At 71.9% G+C, this 17,729-nt stretch carries 16 protein-coding genes; 6 read left to right on the top strand and 10 right to left on the bottom strand.

Features of this window, described 5'->3' with window-relative positions; genetic code table 11:
- Positions 1–3: 3 nt before the first annotated feature.
- The 3 genes from ABT127_RS01775 to rsmI form a co-directional block, all read right to left on the bottom strand.
- Positions 4–885 (bottom strand): TatD family hydrolase, encoded by an 882-nt coding sequence (locus tag ABT127_RS01775; protein ID WP_351443876.1) that lies wholly within the window; start codon positions 883–885, stop codon positions 4–6.
- A gap of 24 nt (positions 886–909) precedes the next feature.
- Positions 910–1,374, bottom strand: coding sequence for a hypothetical protein (locus tag ABT127_RS01770; protein WP_351443875.1), 465 nt, complete (start codon positions 1,372–1,374; stop codon positions 910–912).
- 197 nt (positions 1,375–1,571) lie between these two features.
- The gene (gene rsmI / locus ABT127_RS01765; RefSeq protein ID WP_351443874.1) at positions 1,572–2,414 is read right to left on the bottom strand and encodes a 16S rRNA (cytidine(1402)-2'-O)-methyltransferase; all 843 of its coding nucleotides are present in this window, start codon (positions 2,412–2,414) and stop codon (positions 1,572–1,574) included.
- 144 nt (positions 2,415–2,558) lie between these two features.
- Between rsmI and ABT127_RS01760 the strand changes: the two genes are divergently transcribed.
- Positions 2,559–4,343, top strand: a complete 1,785-nt coding sequence (locus tag ABT127_RS01760; protein ID WP_351443873.1) for a dolichyl-phosphate-mannose--protein mannosyltransferase — start codon at positions 2,559–2,561, stop codon at positions 4,341–4,343.
- Positions 4,344–4,409: 66 nt separating this feature from the next.
- On the opposite strand, the gene ABT127_RS01755 is transcribed toward ABT127_RS01760, so the two are convergent.
- Complete coding sequence (locus ABT127_RS01755) at positions 4,410–5,357, bottom strand: GNAT family N-acetyltransferase (protein WP_351443872.1); 948 nt, start codon at positions 5,355–5,357, stop codon at positions 4,410–4,412.
- Between the two features lie 282 nt (positions 5,358–5,639).
- Here ABT127_RS01755 and ABT127_RS01750 point away from each other — a divergent pair, with 282 nt between their 5' ends.
- The 3 genes from ABT127_RS01750 (at position 5,640) to ABT127_RS01740 (ending at position 9,757) form a co-directional block, all read left to right on the top strand.
- A complete protein-coding gene (locus ABT127_RS01750) occupies positions 5,640–7,295 on the top strand; it encodes a penicillin-binding transpeptidase domain-containing protein (protein WP_351443871.1) in 1,656 nt (551 codons plus the stop codon).
- 176 nt (positions 7,296–7,471) lie between these two features.
- Positions 7,472–9,196, top strand: a complete 1,725-nt coding sequence (locus ABT127_RS01745; RefSeq protein ID WP_502971607.1) for a penicillin-binding transpeptidase domain-containing protein — start codon at positions 7,472–7,474, stop codon at positions 9,194–9,196.
- 57 nt (positions 9,197–9,253) lie between these two features.
- Complete coding sequence (locus ABT127_RS01740) at positions 9,254–9,757, top strand: YbaK/EbsC family protein (RefSeq protein ID WP_351443870.1); 504 nt, start codon at positions 9,254–9,256, stop codon at positions 9,755–9,757.
- Positions 9,758–9,770: 13 nt separating this feature from the next.
- On the opposite strand, the gene ABT127_RS01735 is transcribed toward ABT127_RS01740, so the two are convergent.
- On the bottom strand, positions 9,771–10,544 hold the full coding sequence (locus ABT127_RS01735) for an SDR family NAD(P)-dependent oxidoreductase (RefSeq protein WP_351443869.1): 774 nt from the start codon (positions 10,542–10,544) through the stop codon (positions 9,771–9,773).
- Between the two features lie 110 nt (positions 10,545–10,654).
- Here ABT127_RS01735 and ABT127_RS01730 point away from each other — a divergent pair, with 110 nt between their 5' ends.
- Positions 10,655–11,239, top strand: a complete 585-nt coding sequence (locus ABT127_RS01730; RefSeq protein ID WP_351443868.1) for a hypothetical protein — start codon at positions 10,655–10,657, stop codon at positions 11,237–11,239.
- Here the strand turns inward: ABT127_RS01730 and ABT127_RS01725 are convergent.
- From ABT127_RS01725 to ABT127_RS01710, 4 genes are read right to left on the bottom strand one after another with little or no spacing between them, the layout of a single operon-like run.
- Complete coding sequence (locus tag ABT127_RS01725; protein WP_351443867.1) at positions 11,185–12,357, bottom strand: serine hydrolase domain-containing protein; 1,173 nt, start codon at positions 12,355–12,357, stop codon at positions 11,185–11,187. The genes ABT127_RS01730 and ABT127_RS01725 overlap by 55 nt on opposite strands.
- A gap of 58 nt (positions 12,358–12,415) precedes the next feature.
- On the bottom strand, positions 12,416–13,177 hold the full coding sequence (locus tag ABT127_RS01720) for an energy-coupling factor ABC transporter ATP-binding protein (RefSeq protein ID WP_351443866.1): 762 nt from the start codon (positions 13,175–13,177) through the stop codon (positions 12,416–12,418).
- Positions 13,165–13,926, bottom strand: a complete 762-nt coding sequence (gene cbiQ / locus ABT127_RS01715) for a cobalt ECF transporter T component CbiQ (protein ID WP_351443865.1) — start codon at positions 13,924–13,926, stop codon at positions 13,165–13,167. The genes ABT127_RS01720 and cbiQ overlap by 13 nt, the downstream gene beginning before the upstream one ends.
- Before the next feature lies 1 nt (position 13,927).
- Positions 13,928–14,986, bottom strand: coding sequence for an energy-coupling factor ABC transporter permease (locus ABT127_RS01710; protein ID WP_351443864.1), 1,059 nt, complete (start codon positions 14,984–14,986; stop codon positions 13,928–13,930).
- A gap of 132 nt (positions 14,987–15,118) precedes the next feature.
- On the opposite strand from ABT127_RS01710, the gene ABT127_RS01705 reads away from it, so the two are divergent.
- Positions 15,119–15,472, top strand: a complete 354-nt coding sequence (locus tag ABT127_RS01705; RefSeq protein ID WP_351443863.1) for an SsgA family sporulation/cell division regulator — start codon at positions 15,119–15,121, stop codon at positions 15,470–15,472.
- On the opposite strand, the gene ABT127_RS01700 is transcribed toward ABT127_RS01705, so the two are convergent.
- Positions 15,473–17,686: an MMPL family transporter gene (locus ABT127_RS01700; protein WP_351443862.1), complete on the bottom strand. Its 2,214-nt coding sequence runs from the start codon at positions 17,684–17,686 to the stop codon at positions 15,473–15,475.
- Positions 17,687–17,729 lie beyond the last annotated feature (43 nt).

Raw genomic sequence — 17,729 nt, 5'->3', positions numbered from 1 at the left:
GGGTCAGTAACCGAAGGCGCGGGCCGTATTGGCGGAGACCGACGTCGCGAGGGCTTCTTCGGTGACGCCCTTCACCTCGGCCATCGCCCGCAGCGTGACCGGAATGAGATACGGGGCGTTAGGCCGACCGCGGTACGGGGCCGGGGTCAGGAACGGCGCGTCGGTCTCCACGAGGACCAGCTCCGACGGCGCCACGGCGAGGGCGTCGCGCAGCGGCTGCGCGTTCTTGAACGTCATGTTGCCCGCGAACGACATGAAGTAGCCGTTCTCCGCGCAGACTTGGGCCATCTCGGCGTCGCCGGAGTAGCAGTGGAAGACGGTGCGCTCGGGGGCGCCCTCCTCCTTCAGGATGCGCAGCACATCCTCGTGGGCCTCGCGATCGTGGATGACGAGGGCCTTGCCGTGCCGCTTGGCGATCTCGATGTGGGCGCGGAAGGACCGCTCCTGGGCGGCCTTGCCCTCCGGTCCCGTACGGAAGTGATCGAGGCCCGTCTCGCCGACGCCCTTGACCTGCGGCAGCGCGGCGAGCCGGTCGATCTCGGCCAGCGCCTCGTCGAGCCCGGCGTCGCCGAGCGGGGTGCGGGCGCCCTGGCGGGACCAGCCGTCGGGGTCGCCGTGGACGATGCGGGGCGCCTCGTTGGGGTGCAGGGCGACGGTGGCGTGCACGGCCGCGTGGGCCGCCGCCGTCTCGGCCGCCCAGCGGGAGCCCGCCAGGTCGCAGCCGACCTGCACCACGGTCGTCACCCCCACCGAGGCCGCTTTGGCGAGGGCCTCCTCCACGGTGCCCGCCTGCATGTCCAGGTGGGTGTGGGAGTCGGCGACCTCGACCGCGAGCGGTGCGGGCAGCGGTGGCGGGGTGACGTCCTTGGCACGATCGGGGCTCATGCCCCCGATCCTACGAAGCCCCGGCTAGGAAGCCTTCGGGCCGTCCTTGCGGTGGTGGCTGAAGGGGTGCAGGAGGTCGGACAGATGCCAGTGGTGGTGCGCGCCGGATCCGGCGGCCTGTTCGGGGACCTCGGCGGTCCCGGTGGGCGGTGTGCCGTGCTGGCGCTGCAGCACGTCGTGCACGGAACTGACGCGGCCGGACCGCATGATCCGTACGACGTGCCCGCCGCAGTTCAGGCAGGTGGGGCTGCTCAGTGGCGACGGCACCCGCTCACCGTTCGCCACGTACATCACGAACTCCGCACCCTCGCCGTCGATGTGGTGCTCGATCTCGTACGACTGCTCCCAGCCGTGCCCGCAACGCATGCAGGCGAACGCGTACGCCTCGTGGACGACGGATATCGCCGCGTCACGGCTCGTCACCGGGTGCGCGGGTGTACTGGTGGCCGTTGTGCCGGTGGCCGTCTTGGAGGCCGTGAACTCGCTCATGCCAGCTCCTCTTGTCCGCTGGACAAGCGCTGCCCGGAGGCAGCGTGGGGACGGGTGCGTCCCTTCAACCAGTGGACGCCTCCGCCGGGCCGAGCGCAAAAGACCTGTCGACTGTTGGAGCCGATTTGGCACTTCCCTGCCGTATGGGCCCTGCCACCCGGTCTTCGCTTTGCTTTCCGGGTCGGTCCTTTACGCCCCTATGGGGTGCTCCGATTGGCATTCTTTGCCGCGACCACGGCATCGAAGACGACCCGCTTGGGTAGCCCGGCATCGGCCGCGACCGCCGCGATGGCCTCCTTGCGCCGCTCCCCCGCCTCCTCGCGCACGCGCACCCTGCGTACCAGCTCATCGGGGGTGAGGTCGGCGGCGGACTTCTCCGGGGCGCCCTCCACGACGACGGTGATCTCGCCGCGCACCCCGTCGGCGGCCCACTCCGCGAGGTCCTTCAGGGGGCCGCGCTTGATCTCCTCGTAGGTCTTGGTCAGCTCGCGGCAGACGGCGCCCCTGCGCTCGCCGCCGAACGCCTCGGCCATCGCCGCGAGGGTGTCGTCCAGGCGGTGCGGGGCCTCGAAGTACACGAGGGTGCGTCGTTCTTCGGCCACTTCTTTGAGGCGCGAGAGGCGCTCTCCGGCCTTGCGCGGCAGGAAGCCCTCGAAGCAGAACCGGTCCACGGGCAGCCCGGACAGGGCGAGGGCGGTCAGCACGGCGGAGGGCCCGGGGACGGCGGTGACCCGGATGTCCCGCTCCACGGCCGCCGCGACCAGGCGGTAGCCGGGGTCGGACACGGACGGCATCCCGGCGTCGGTCACGAGCAGCACCCGCGCGCCGCCCGCCAGCGCCTCGACCAGCTCGGGCGTGCGCGCGCTCTCGTTGCCCTCGAAGTACGACACGACGCGCCCGCCGACCTGCGCGCCGAGCGCCTGGGCCAGCCGCTTCATGCGGCGGGTGTCCTCGGCGGCGACGACGTCGGCGACGGCCAGCTCCTGGGCGAGCCGCGGCGGGGCGTCGGAGACGGCGCCGATGGGCGTCCCGGCGAGCACGAGCGTTCCGGACTCCGGCCCCCTCGGCGTTTCGGTTGAATCTGCGGTTCCTGTCACGGCTCCATCCTCGCAGGGCCGGGGCTTGGCCGACTCGGCCATGCCCTCACACGGGACTCGCACAGCGCCGTTCCCTACGATGGCGCGGTGACCAGTACCTCGTCGTCGGCCAAGGCGAACGCGACCAGTCCCCCGCCGGACCAGGCCCCCCAGGCGGCCCCGCAGGCCTCGGCGTGGCTGCGCGGTCTGCGCAGGTTCGGCTACCGGGTCCCGGAGGCCGAGGGGGGTACGGAGGTCAGAGACGGTGACGTCCGCGAGCGCCTCGCGCCGTCGTACCCCGCGCCGTCGTCTCGGCTGTGGGCGTCGTTCGGGTTCAGCCGGTTCACCGCGGGGCAGCTGTCCCGGCTCGTGGGCTGGGGCGGGCCGCTGCTCGTCACGTTCCTCGCGGGGCTGCTGCGGTTCTGGAATCTCGGCAGCCCGAAGGCCGTGATATTCGACGAGACGTACTACGCCAAGGACGCGTGGGCACTCATCCACCGCGGGTTCGAGGTGAACTGGCCGAAGGACGCCAATGACCTGATCCTGAAGAACAACGGCGACATCCCGCTGCCGACCGACGCCTCGTACGTCGTGCATCCGCCGGTCGGCAAGTACGTCATCGGGATCGGTGAATGGCTGTTCGGTTTCAATCCGTTCGGCTGGCGGTTCATGACGGCGCTGCTCGGCACGCTGTGCGTGCTGATGGTCTGCCGGATCGGCCGCCGCCTGTTCCGCTCGACGTTCCTGGGCTGCCTCGCCGGGGTGCTGCTCATGGTGGACGGCCTCGCGTTCGTGATGAGCCGCACCGCGCTGCTCGACTCGATCCTGGTGTTCTTCGTGCTCGCGGCCTTCGGCTGCCTGGTCGTCGACCGGGACCGGACCAGGGAACGCCTCGCGGCGGCGCTGCCGGTGGACGAACACGGGCTGGTCCGCCCCGACGCGCACATCGCCGCCACGTTCCGCCTGGGGTGGCGCCCGTGGCGGCTGCTCGCCGGGATCTGCCTGGGCCTGGCCTGCGGCACGAAGTGGAACGGCTTCATCTATGTGGCCTTCTTCGCCGTCATGACGGTGCTGTGGGACGTCGGTACGCGCCGGGTCGCCGGCGCCGAGCGGCCCTACGCCGCCGTGCTCAAGCACGACGTGTTCCCGGCGTTCCTGGTCACGGTCCCGGTCGCGGTCGCCACGTACCTGCTGTCCTGGCTCGGCTGGATCCTCTCCCCCGACGACGGCTCCGGCGGCTACTTCCGCAACTGGGCGGTGACCGCGGGCAAGGGCGGCCACTTCACCTGGCTGCCCGACTGGGTGCGCAGCCTGTGGCACTACGAGCACGAGGTCTGGGAGTTCAACACCCACCTGACCTCCGCGCACACCTACCAGTCCAACCCGTGGAGCTGGATGGTCGACGGCCGTCCGGTCTCGTACTTCTACGAGTCACCGGCGGCGGGCCAGGACGGCTGCCCGGCGGACGCGACCGAGAAGTGCGCCCGCGAGGTCCTCGCCCTCGGCACCCCGCTGCTGTGGTGGGCGGCCTGCTTCGCGGTGCTCTACGTGCTGTGGCGCTGGCTGTTCAAGCGCGACTGGCGGGCGGGCGCGATCGCGTGCGCCATCGCCGCGGGCTATCTCCCCTGGTTCAACTACCAGGAGCGGACGATCTTCTACTTCTACGCGGTCGTCTTCGCGCCGTTCCTCTGCCTCGCCCTCGCGATGATGCTGGGCGGCATCATCGGCAGGCCGGGATCGAGCGAACGCCGGCGGATGGCCGGAGCGGCGGGCGCGGGCGTGCTCGTCCTGCTGATCGTGTGGAACTTCGTGTACTTCTGGCCGATCTACACGGGCACGGCCATCCCGATCGACTCGTGGCGCTCCCGGATGTGGCTGGACACCTGGGTCTAGCCGCACGGATGCGGTGAGCGAGAGGGGGCGCGGCCCGGGCCGCGCCCCCTCTCCCGCTCCTGCTCGCTACTGCGCCGGTGCGGAGAAGATGATCCGGGTCTCGGTGTTCCGGTATCCGGCGCGGGTGAACGCCTCCGCCATGGGGCGGTTGCCGAGGTCGGTCGTGGCCGTCACGCGGTCCGCGCCGTCCTCGGCCTGGAAGCGGGTGATGGCGGCGAGGATCTCCGAGACGTGGCCGCGGCCGCGCAGCTCCGGGACGACGCCGAGGTAGCCGACGTTGCGGTGGTACGGAGTGGCCGACGGGATCGCCAGGCCGGCCAGGGCGCCGTCCGGGGTGCGGGCGAGGCGCCACCACTCCCGCTTGCCGGGGCGGTCGAGGTAGAACTCCAGGCTTTCGCGGGCGGCGGCCTCCCGGCCGTCCGCCGCCTCGCTCTCCACGGTGTGGGCGTCGAGGGTGCCCTCGGCGACCCGCATCATCGCGTCGAGGAAGACCTCGTCGTCCGGCTCCGGGGAGAACACCAGGCGCTCGGGCGCGGCGGGCAGGCCGTCCTCGGGCGTCCACTCGAACTGCAGCCGCTCCACCTCGACGCCCAGCCCCGCGCGGCGGGCCGCCTCCTGGCGCCAGGCGACGGCGGGGACGTACTCGGGGTCGTCGCGCCACGAGCCGGGCAGACGCAGCAGGTTGTACAGCGGCGGGGTCTGCGCGCCGGTCTCGCGGAAGGCGCGGTGCCCCGCGTCGAGGAGCGCCGCGGCCAGCTCGGCGCGCTCGGCGAGCGGCACCTCGTCCGCGGTCGCGAGGCAGTCCAGCGCGAGCGGGTGCGTGCTGTCGCTCTGCCCCCACCACAGGGCGCGGGCCAGTACCCGGCCGTCCCCGTCCAGGGCGGCCCAGGTCCACTCCGGGCGGTACTGCCGCTGGGCGGCCTCCTCCCGGTACGCGTCGGCGGACAGCCGCCACACGGGCTCGCGGGAGGAGAGGGCCAGGACGTGGTCCAGCTCCGCACCGGGGCCCGGCACGGAGGAAAAACGAAGAGCAGAGCTGCTCAGCAAGGTCATTCAGTCGCCTTTCGGGCGCAAAGAAGGTGATCGGTGAGCGATCTTGTCAGGGGTGCAGGGGCAGGACAACGGGATTAACCGCGCCGTTCACGGATGTGACCGAACACCCGGGTCCAGACCTCTTTCAGCCGTATTTGTGATCACTCTTCGGACACCTTCGGACACCAAGTGGAAAACAGCCCGACCCGACCGCCTCCGGCGTGCCTAGAGTCCCCTTCGTCAACCTGGGGAGGGAAGGCGCTCATGCGCAAGGGGGTCAAGGTCGCCATAGTCGGCGGGGTGTTCACCGTGATGGTGGGCGGCGCCGGGTACGGGGCCTACAACATCATCTCGGCGGTCATGGGGGACGGCGGCTCGTCGTCGCTGAGCGGGTCGCCGGCCAGGCCGACCGGCCCGCCGACGAGCGAGGAGATCAAGGAGACGTCGGCGAAGTTCCTGACGGCGTGGGCGAAGAACGACCCGGCGGCGGCGTCGCACTACACCAACAACGCCGACGGCGCGCTGGCGGCGCTGGAGGGCTGGCACGACGACGCGTTCGTCACGCGCACCGTGCTGACCGCGGGCAAGCCGGCCGGCGCCGAGGTGCCGTTCAAGGTGAAGGCCACGGTCGCCTACGACAAGAAGACCAGGACGCTGGAGTACGCGTCGTCGCTGACGGTCGTCCGCGGCCGGACCACGGGCCGCCCGCTGGTCGACTGGGAGCCGTCCGTGCTCCACCCGGACCTGCGCAAGGGCGACAAGCTCGTCACCGGCGAGGCGGCCGCGCCCCCCATCGAGGCCGTGGACCGCAACGGGACGGTGCTGACCGCGGAGAAGTACCCGTCGCTCGGCCCGATCCTCGAACAGCTGCGCGCCAAGTACGGGGACGAGGCCGGGGGTTCGCCCGGCGTGGAGACGTCCATCGAGCGGACCGGCGCCGACGGCACGACGACGACCGCGAAGACGCTGGTGACCCTCACCAAGGGCAAGCCCGGCAAGCTCCGTACGACGATCAGCGCGAGCGCGCAGGCCGCGGCCGAGCAGGCGGTGACGAAGTTCCCGAAGGCGGCCGTGGTGGCCGTCCACCCGCAGACCGGCGGAGTGCTGGCGGTCGCCAACCACGGGTACGGGGAGTTCAACGCGGCCTTCTCGGCGAGCCGGGCGCCCGGCTCCACGATGAAGATCGTCACCGCGGCGGCGCTGCTCGACAACCGGGTCCTGTCCTCGATGAACTCCAACGCCCCGTGCGCGGACTCGGTGCTGGCGCTCGGCCAGACCTTCCACAACCTCAAGGGCATGGCGCCCGACGCGAACGCGACGCTCAGCAGCAGCTTCCAGCGGTCCTGCAACACGTCCTTCATCAAGCTCTCCGACGACCTGGGCGCCGACAAGTTCGCGACGGAGGCAGGCCAGCGGTTCGGCCTCGGCAAGGACCAGGACTGGCAGACCGGCATCCCGTCGTTCGACGGCAACGTCCCGGTCAACGGCGACTCGCAGGACCCGGCCGGGATGATCGGCCAGGGCAATGTGCAGATGAACCCGCTGAACATGGCGTCGGTCACCGCGACCGCCATCACCGGGACGTTCCGCCAGCCGATCCTCGTCTCCCCGAAGTACGGCGACCGCCGACTGGCCACCGCGCAGGGCCTTCCGGGGCCGACCGTGACCCAGCTGAGGGCGATGATGCACGCCACGGCGACCTCGCCGATCGGCACGGCCACCCAGGCGATGGCCGGGGTGCCCGGGTACATCGGCGCCAAGACGGGCTCGGCGGAGAGCGACGGCCAGGCGGTGTCCGACTCCTGGTTCACCGGCTTCCGCGACGGGGTCGCCACCGCCGCGGCGATGGTGGAGAACGGCGGCCACGGCGGCACGGCGGCGGGCCCCATCGTGGCGGCCGTGCTCAAGAACGCCGGGTGAGCAGCGCCCCGTCAGGGGGGCGCGGGGAACTTCGCGAGCAACCACAACGAAACCGCAGCCGCGTCCACGGCGTTATGTACTACGGCGGACGCGGCTTGCAGGCGGCTGGCCGCACAGGTTCCCCGCGCCCCTGGCGGGGCTAGGCTTACCGTCCGCTACACCCCCGGAGGGACACGTTGGGCACCAGAGGCAAGCGCCCCGAACCGGCGGCGCGCCGCAACTTCAACGCCCTGGTGATCGGCGGCGCCGCTGTCGTCGCCGTCGTCGGAGCCGGCGTCGGCGCCTACGCCCTGATGGAGGGTTCCGGCAGCCGGGACGGCAGTTCGGCGTCGGCCGACGAGAAACCGAAGATCAGGACGGGCCCGCCCTCCGCCAAGGAGGTGCGCGCGGCGGCCGACGGCTTCCTCACCGCCTGGCAGCACGGCGACGCGGCGAAGGCGGCCACGTACACCGACGACGCGAGCGCCGCCGAGAAGGCGCTCACCGGACTGACCAAGGACGCCCACCTCACCGACGTGAAGCTGACGCCGGGGCAGCGGACGGGCACGAAGGTGCCGTTCCACGTGACGTCGACGGTCGCCTACGACCCGGGCGCCTCCGACAAGGGCAAGGCCGGTACGGGCGAGAAGCTGAGCAAGCCCCTCGCCTACGACTCCTCGCTCACGGCCGTGCGCCGCAAGAGCGACGGCAAGGTGCTCGTCGGCTGGCAGCCGTCCGTCGTGCACCCCGAGTTGAAGGACGGCGACCGGCTGGTCACCGGCGAGGCGGGCGACCCGCCGGTCAAGGCCGTGGACCGGGACGGCACCGAGCTGGACCTGAAGAAGTACCCGTCGCTCGCCACCGTCGTGGACGGGCTGCGCGAGAAGTTCGGCAAGACCGCGGGCGGCACCGCGGGCGTCGAACTGCGCGTCGTGCGCAAGGCGTCGTCGGGGAAGTCGGAGAAGGACGCCCAGCCGGACAAGACCCTGCTCACCCTCTCCGAGGGCACGCCCGGCAAGGTCACGACCACGCTGTCGCCGACCCTCCAGGCGGCGGCCGAGAAGCAGGTCGCCTCGCGCAAGCGGGCCTCGGTCGTGGTGATCCGGCCGTCGACCGGCGAGATCCTCGCCGTCGCCAACTCCAGCCCCGGCTTCAACACCGCCTTCCAGGGCTCCCTGGCGCCCGGCTCGACGATGAAGGTCATCACGTCGTCGCTGCTCCTGGAGAAGGGCCTGGCGGGCGTGGACAAGGAACACCCGTGCCCGAAGTACTTCACGTACGGGCACTGGAAGTTCCAGAACGACGACAAGTTCCAGATCAAGAACGGCACGTTCAAGGCCAGCTTCGCCCGGTCCTGCAACACGGCCTTCATCAGCCAGGCGCCGAAGCTGGACGACGACTCGCTGACCAAGCAGGCGCAGCAGGTCTTCGGGCTCGGCATGAACAACTGGGCGGTGGGCGTGCCCAGCTTCGACGGCTCGGTGCCCGTGCAGTCGGACGCGCAGATGGCCGCCTCGCTGATCGGGCAGGGCGGCGTGCGGATGAACCCGCTGAACATGGCGTCGGTCGCGGCGACCGTGAAGAACGGCACCTTCCACCAGCCGTACCTCGTCTCGCCGGACGTCGACCACCGCACGCTCGCGAAGGCCTCGCGCTCGCTGTCCGCCAAGACCCTCGCGGACCTGCGGGAGTTGATGCACTACACGGCGGTCGCGGGCACGGCCGTCGAGCCGATGTCCGGGCTCGGCTCCGACATGGGCGCGAAGACCGGCTCGGCGGAGGTCGACGGACAGAAGCAGCCGAACGGCTGGTTCACGGCGTACCGCGGTGATCTCGCCTCGGCGGCCGTGGTGCAGGCGGGCGGGCACGGCGGCGACTCGGCGGGCCCGGTCGTCCGGCAGATGCTCCTCACCGGCGGCTGACACCGGCCGTCGGAACCGGGTCGCGTGGGCGGCACACGGACCACTAGCGTGCCGCCCATGACGTCCTCGACCGAATCCGCCGGACCCCGCACCGCCCACCCCCGCTTCGCCGAGGCGGTGACCTCGATGGGGCTCGCCGACCTCCTGCCGCGCGTCCGCTCCTTCCCCGAGGGGGCCCGTACCGCGCAGGAGGCGGCGGACGCCATCGGCTGCGCGCTCAGCCAGATCTGCAAGTCGCTGATCTTCGCCGCGGACGGCGTGCCCGTTCTGGTCCTCATGGACGGCGCCTCCCGGGTCGACGTCGAGCTGGTCCGGCGCGAGCTGGACGCCGGGAAGGTGACCCGGGCCAAGGCGGACGTGGTGCGGGAGTTCACCGGGTACGCGATCGGCGGCATCCCGCCCTTCGGGCACGTGAACCGGACCCGGGTGCTCGCCGACCGCTCGCTGCTCGCCCACGACACCGTGTGGGCGGCGGCCGGCACCCCGCACACCGTCTTCCCGATGGCACCCGCCGACCTGATCGCGCACGCGGGCGCCGCGGTGGTGGACGTACGGGAATGATCCCCCCGGCGCGCTAGGCCGACGTGCCCTTGAAGCCCGTGTGGACGGCGGTGAGGCCGCCGTCGACCGGCAGCACCACCCCGGTCACCCATGCCGCGTCCCGCGACGCCAGGAACGCCACGGCCGCCGCGATGTCCTCCGGCTCCCCGACCCGCCCGAGGGGATAGAAACCCCGTACGGAATCCGGGTCGCGTCCGCCGTCCGTCCAGGCCCGCGTGCGGACCGTCCCCGGCGCCACGAGATTGACCCGCACCCCGCGCGGGCCCGCGTGCCCGGCGAGCGTGCGGGTCAGCGACGCGAGGCCGGCCTTCGCGGCGCTGTAGGCGTGGTTGCCGAAGTCCTGGATGCCGTTCACCGAGCCGATGTTGACGATGGCGCCGCGGCCGGAGGCGACCAGGTGCGGGAGGGCGGCGCGGCTGCACCGGTAGGCGCCGGTGAGGCTGAGATCGAGGTCCCGGGCCCAGCCCTCGTCGTCCTCGTCCTCGAACAGCGGGGCGTCGGCGTGGCAGCCGTAGGCGTTGTTCACCAGCACGTCCAGCCGGCCGAAGGTGTCGACGGCGTGCGCGACGGCGGCCCGGACGGAGTCCTTGTCGCCCACGTCGCAGCCGAACTCCACTGCCGTGCCGCCCTGTTCGCGGATATCGGCGGCCGTCTTACGGGCGCCGGGGAGGTCGATGTCGGTGACGAGGACGCTCGCGCCCTCCGTCGCGAGCCGCTGGGCGACGGCGGCGCCGATTCCGCGTCCGGCGCCGGTGACCAGGGCCGTGTGTCCCTCGAAACGTGTCATGGCCGGGACGCTACCCGGGACATCCCCCAGGGATCACTCAGGGTGGCCTACGGGTTCAAGCAGGGCTTCTCCGGGTCGAATTGGGGCGGTGACGCGAACAGACTCGGCGCATGACCTCACCTCGCAGCGCATACGTCATCGCGCCCACCCTGTTCGGCGCGTACGGCGTCGTCCGGCTCCTCGACGGCCTGGACGGCACCAAGGGCCCCGGGCTCGCCTGGACCACCGGGCACCTCTGCTTCCTCGTCGGGCTCGGCTTCTTCGTGCGGGCGTTCGTCGCGATGCGCGCGGCCGCCGGACGGTCCGACCGCTGGGCGACGGCCGGTCTGGTCGCCGCCGTCGCCGGATCGTTCGCCCTCGCCGTGCAGTTCGGCGTGGACATCGTGACGGGCCTGATGGCCGCCGACCACGCCGAGATGGGGCGCCTGTCCGACACCTTCGGTTCACTGCCGGGCGCCGAACTCGCCTTCTACGCCGTCGGCCCGATGTTCTTCTTCATCGGCCAGGTCGTCCTCGCCGTGCGCCTGTACGCGCTGCGCAGACTGCCGGTGTGGGCGCCGTGCCTCGTCTTCGCCGCCTCGCTGCTGCCGCTGACCACCAAGGACCTGATCCCGCTCGGCGCGGTGCTCCTGCTGCTGGGCTACGCCCCGCTGTGGCGGACCGGCGCCTCCCGTACGGCCCTGACCAGCGCCTGAGCGCGCGGGTCGGCGGTGACGCCCGTGCGCATCCCGTTCGTCACATAGCCGAGGGCGATGCCGGACTCCGGGTCGGCGAGGCCGAGCGCGCCGCCGCGGCCCGGGTGACCGAAGGAGTGCGGCGACAGCAGCGGGGAGGCGACGCCGTGCAGCATGTAGCCGAGTCCGAAGCGCGAGGGGACGACCAGGACCCGGTCGGGGCCCGAGGACGCCTCGGTGCGGGCGAGCCGGGCCGTCTCCGGGGTGAACAGCCGCCTGCCGCCGTCCACTTCGCCGATCAGCGAGGCGTAGAAGCGGGCGAGGCCGTCCGCCGTGCCGATGCCGTTGGAGCCCGCGAGCTGTCCGGCCCGGTACGCCGGGTCGTTCTCGTCGGGGGCCGGGTCGACGGACCCGAAGGTGCGGCGGGTGAGCGAGTCCGGGTCGCCGTACGCCTCGGCGATGCGGCGGCTGGGCCGCGCCCGCAGCCCGCCCGCGGCGACCGGCGACTCGACCGGGCCCACCCGGCCCGCCCGGTGGGCCAGTGCGTCCGGCAGCCCGATCCACACGTCGGCACCGGCCGGTCCGGCGATCTCGTCCGCGACGAAGGACCCGATGTCGCGCCCGGTGACCCGGCGCACCAGCTCCGCCGTGAGCCAGCCGTACGTCTGCGCGTGGTAGCCGTGGTCGGTGCCGGGTGCCCACGACGGGGCCTGCGCGGCGACGGCCGCGGCGGCGCGCTCCGGGTCGAGGGCCTGGGCGGGGGTCAGCGGCCGGTCGAGGGCGGGGATCCCGGCGCGGTGCGCGAGCACGTCGCGGACCCGGGCGTTCTCCTTGCCGTGCGCCTTGAACTCGGGCCAGTACGTCCCGACCGGCGCGTCCAGGTCGAGGGCGCCGCGCTGGTGGAGCAGCAGCAGCGCGGCCGCGGCGACGCCCTTGGTGGCGGAGCGCAGGATCTGCGCGGTGCCGGACTCCCAGGCGGGCCCGGTACCTTCCACGTCGCGGGTGCCGGCGTACAGGTCGACGACCTTGTGCCCGTCCTCGTAGACGACGACGGCGGCTCCGCGCTCACCGCGGGCCGTGAAATTCTCGGCGAAAGCGGTGCGTACGCCTTCGAATCGGGGGTCCGTCGTGCCGTTCACTGCTGTCTCCACACTGCAGGCAACAGGGAGCGGCACGGGATGATTCCGGCGGCGGGGGTCAGCGCCGTCCCGCCACGGAGGCCGGGTCGAAGCCGAAGGGCAGTTCCAGGCGGTGGGCGCGCATCAGGTCCTCGTCCATGAGCAGGTCGCCGGTCGGGCCGTCGGCCGCGATCACGCCGTCGCTGAGGATGAGTGCGCGCGGGCAGAGTTCGAGCGCGTACGGCAGGTCGTGGGTGACCATCAGGACCGTCACGTCCAGCGACCTGAGGATGTCGGCGAGTTCGCGGCGCGAGGCCGGGTCGAGGTTGGAGGACGGCTCGTCCAGGACCAGGATCTCGGGCTCCATCGCGAGCACGGTGGCGACGGCGACCCGGCGGCGCTGGCCGAAGGAGAGGTGGTGCGGGGGGCGGTCCGCGAACTCCGCCATGCCGACCAGGGAGAGCGCCGTGTGGACGCGTGCCTCCAGCTCCGCGCCCTTCATCCCGGCGGCGGCCGGGCCGAAGGCGACGTCCTCGCGGACGGTGGGCATGAAGAGCTGGTCGTCCGGGTCCTGGAAGACGATGCCGACCTTGCGCCGGATCTCCGCCATGTTCCGCTTGTCGACGGGCATCCCCGCGACCTTCACGGTTCCGGCGCCGCCGGTCAGGATGCCGTTGAGGTGCAGGACCAGGGTGGTCTTGCCCGCGCCGTTCGGCCCGAGGAGGGCGACGCGTTCGCCGCGGCCGACGGAGAAGTCGACGCCGAAGAGGGCCTGGTGCCCGTCGGGGTAGGCGAAGGCGAGCCCGGACACGTCCAGAGAAGCAGTAGTCACAGCATCCATCCCAGCAGACACACCACGAGCGCCGCACTCGGCAGGGCGAGCGCGTACGACCACTGCGTGCGCGACGCCGTCACCTCGTCGATCACCGGCATCGAACCCGCGTAGCCGCGGCTGACCATGGCGAGGTGCACGCGCTCGCCGCGCTCGTAGGAGCGGATGAAGAGGGCGCCCGCCGATTTGGCGAGCACGCCCCAGTGGCGCACCCCGGACGCCTCGAAGCCGCGCGACTCCCGCGCGATCCTCATGCGCCGCATCTCGTCCGTGATCACGTCCCCGTACCGGATCATGAACGACGCGATCTGGACCAGGAGCGGCGGCAGCTTCAGGCGCTGGAGGCCGAGCAGCAGCTCGCGCAGCTCCGTCGTGGAGGCGAGCAGCACGGAGGCGGCGACGCCGAGGGTGCCCTTGGCGAGCACGTTCCAGGCGCCCCACAGGCCGCTCTCGCTGAGCGACATCCCGAGGACGTGCACGCGCTCGCCCTCCGCGACGAAGGGCATGAGGACCGCGAAGGCGACGAACGGGATCTCGATGAGCAGCCGCTTGAGCAGATGGCCGGCGGGCACCTTCGCCGCGCAGGCCACCGCCACGAGCAGCAGCGCGTACAGGGCGAACGCCCACATCGCCTCGCGGGGCGTGGAGACCACGACGACCACGAAGCAGAAGACGGCGGCCAGCTTGGTGTGCGGGGGCAGTGCGTGCACGGGCGAGTGCCCGTGCCGGTAGAGCCGGTGTGCGTGACCCGCGCCCATGTCAGACGGTCGTCCGGTCGGCCGTGATCCCGGTCGAGGCCGCGTCGCCCGTACGCCGCCTGCGCAGCGCCCAGAAGACCGCGGAGCCCGCGACGACCGTCACGCCGACGCCGATGACCCCGGCGAGGCCGCCGGAGAGCCGGGCGTCGGTGACGTCCTTGACGCCGTAGTCGGCGAGCGGGGAGTCGGAGGAGGCGTGCGCCTTGGCCTTGCTGTCGATGCCGTGGTCGTGGGCGACCTTCTCCAGGCCGTCGGGGTTCGCCGAGGCGTAGAAGGAGACGAATCCGGCGAGCACGAGGGACGTGATCAGGCCGGTGATCCAGATCTTGCGGTGCGAGCGGGCGGCGACCGGGGCGGCGGGCGCGGCCGGGGCATCGACGAGTTCCCCGCCGACCTTCAGCTTCAGCGGCGCGGTCAGGCCGCGGGCCCCGTACACCAGGTCGGGCCGGACGGCGACGACCGCGCCGACGGTGAGCGCGGTGATGACGGCCTCGCCGATGCCGATCAGGACGTGCACGCCGACCATGGCGGTGGCGACCTTGCCGAGCGAGACGTCGGCGGTCCCTCCGATGGCGTAGATGAGGGTGAAGACCACGGCGGCGGCCGGGACCGACAGGAGCGCGGCGGCGAAGGACGCCACCGTGATCGAGCGGCGGCCCCGCGGCAGCACCTTCACCAGGCCGCGGAAGACCAGGTAGGCGACGACGGTCGTGGTGATCGCCATGTCCGTGATGTTCACGCCGAGCGCGGTCAGGCCGCCGTCGGCGAAGAGCACGCCCTGCATGAGCAGCACGACGGAGACGCACAGGACCCCTGTGTAGGGGCCCACGAGTATCGCGGCGAGGGCACCGCCGAGGAGATGGCCCGAGGTGCCCGCGGCGACCGGGAAGTTGAGCATCTGCACGGCGAAGATGAAGGCGGCGACGAGGCCCGCGAGCGGGGCGGTGCGCTCGTCCAGCTCGCGGCGGGCGCCGCGCAGGCTGACGGCTACGGCGCCCGCGGCGACGACACCGGCGGCCGCCGAGACGGGGGCGTTGATGAATCCGTCGGGGACATGCATGGCGGAGATCTCCGGCGCTCGGCAGCTTGGTTAACCGTTCGATGATAGTGCCTTGTTGCGAACCCTTCGCAAGAGCGCCCCCCGATCAATTACTCCTGGCCCGGATTGCTGTACATATGGGACATTTGACTCATGAGTGCCGACGAGCAGTACGTCGAGCAGTACGCCCGCGCCCATCTCGTCACCGGCGCCGCGGACGGACGGGCCGTACCGGTGGTCCTCCGCTACGGCGGGGACGGCCAGGTCCGGGTCGCGCTGCCCGCGCCGGAGGGCGAGTGGACCTTCCCGCGCGAGCTGCTCGAACGCGGCCTTCGCGCGCCCGCCGCCGGCGGTGACATCCGCATCTGGCCGTGCGGCCGGGTCCAGGCGGTCATCGAGTTCCACGCACGCGAAGGGGTGGCGGTCGTGCAGTTCGACGTGAAGGCGCTGATCCGCTTCCTGCGTCGTACGTACACGGCCACCACCCCGGCGACCACTACCGGCTGATCAGGCGCTGACCAGCTCCCGGTCGCCGTCGTCGTCCTTGTCCGCGGCGCCGGAGGCCGTCTTCAGGCCCTCGCCCTCCACGTCGACGTTCGGCAGCGCCTTGTCCAGCCACTTCGGCAGCCACCAGGCGCGCTTGCCGAGCAGCGCCAGGACGGCGGGCACGATCGTCATGCGGACGATGAACGCGTCGAAGAAGACGGCGATCGCGAGGCCGAAGCCGATCATCTTCACCATCTGCTCGGACGAGCCGATGAAGCCCGCGAACACGGCGATCATGATGACGGCGGCGGCGCTGACCACCCGGGCCCCGTGCCGGAACCCGGTGACGATCGCCTGCGCCGGGCGCTCCCCGTGGACGTACGCCTCCCGCATCCGGGTCACGAGGAACACCTCGTAGTCCATCGCGAGACCGAAGACCACGCCCACCATGAAGATCGGCATCATCGACATGACCGGACCGGTCTGCTCGACGCCGAAGAGCGAGCCGAGCCAGCCCCACTGGAAGACGGCGACGACGGCGCCGAGCGCGGCGAGCACCGAGAGCAGGAAGCCGAGCGCCGCCTTGAGCGGGACCAGGACCGAGCGGAAGACGACCATCAGGAGCAGGAACGCCAGGCCGACGACCAGGGCCAGGTACGGCACGAGCGCGTCGTTCAGCTTCTGCGAGACGTCGATGTTCATGGCGGTGGAGCCGGTGACGCTCAGCTCGGCGCCGCTGTCGGCCTTGATGTCCTTGCCCGCCGCGCGGATGTCGTGCACGACGTCCTCGGTCTGCACCGAGGAGGGCTTGTACTTCGAGACGACGCTGATGATGGCGGTGTCGCCCGCCTTGTTGAAGGTCGCCGGCGCGACGGCCGCGACCCCCTTGGTCTTCTTGATCGTCGAGACGACGTCGTCGACGGCGGCCTTCGGATCGTCGGCGCCCCGGGCGTCGACGACGGTCATCAGCGGGCCGTTGAAGCCCGGCCCGAAGCCCTCCGAGAGCAGGTCGTACGCCTTGCGCTGGGTGGTGCTGGTGGGCTGGCTGCCGTCGTCCGGCAGGCCGAGTTCGAGCGAGGCGACCGGGACCGCCATCGCGCCCAGGCCGAGGATGCCGACGACGAGGACGGCGACCGGGCGGCGCAGCACGAAGCGGGCCCAGCGGGTGCCCATGTTGGCCTTGGCCTCGGTCTTCGTACCGGACTCGGCGGCCTTGCGGGCCTTGCGGCCGTGAACGCGCTTGCCCGCGTAGCCGAGCAGCGCCGGGATGAGGGTGAGCGCGATGAGCACGGCGATGGCGACGGTGCCGGCCGCGGCCACGCCCATCTTGGTGAGCATCGGGATGTTGACGACGGCCAGGCCGACGAGCGCGATGACGACGGTGAGCCCGGCGAAGACGACGGCCGAACCGGCGGTGCCGACGGCCCGTCCGGCGGCCTCCTCGCGCTCGCGGCCCTCGGCCAGCTCCGCGCGGAAGCGGGAGACGATGAACAGCGCGTAGTCGATGCCGACGGCGAGGCCGATCATCATCGCGAGGGTGGAGGTGGTGGAGCCCAGGTCCAGGGCGTTGGCGAGCGCCGTGATCGTCGAGACGCCGATGCCGACGCCGATCAGCGCGGTGAGCAGCGGCAGTCCCGCCGCGATCAGCGAGCCGAAGGTGATCACGAGCACGACGGCCGCCACCGCGATGCCGATGACCTCGGTCGCACCGGTCTCCGGCATGGCCTGGAGCGCGTCACCGCCGACCTCGACGGTCAGCCCGGTGTCCTTGGCGTCGTCGATGACCTTCTGCAGCGCGTCCCGGTCGTCGTCGGTCAGCTCCATCGAGGAGACCTTGTACGAGGCCGAGGTGTAGGCGATCGTGCCGTTCTTGCTGACCGTGTTCCCCGCGAACGGGTCCGCGACGGAGGCGACCTGCTTCGAGCTGGACTTGATCGCGGAGATGGTGTCCTGGATGTCCGCCTTGTTGGCGGCGTCGGTGAGCTTCTCACCGGCGGGCGCCTTGAAGACGACCCGGGCGGTCGCGCCGTCGGCGGCCGAGCCCGGGAAGCGCTGGTCGAGCAGGTCGAAGGCCTTCTGCGCCTCGGTCCCGGGGATCGAGAAGGAGCTGGAGGCGGCGGTCGGCGCGGAGGCGGCGCCGACGCCCGCGAGGGTCAGCAGCGCCACCCATATCAGGGCGACGAAGTGCCGTCGGCGGAAGGCGAACTTGCCGAGTTTGTAGAGGAAGGTGGCCACGAAGGCGTACTCCGGTCAGGTCGTGGGGTCGGGGCTCGGGCCC

It is taken from the genome of Streptomyces sp. NPDC001904 (assembly GCF_040297005.1).
Classification (GTDB): domain Bacteria; phylum Actinomycetota; class Actinomycetes; order Streptomycetales; family Streptomycetaceae; genus Streptomyces.
The sequence above is the reverse complement of the archived record's forward strand: the minus strand, read 5'-3'. Positions and strand labels throughout refer to the sequence as shown.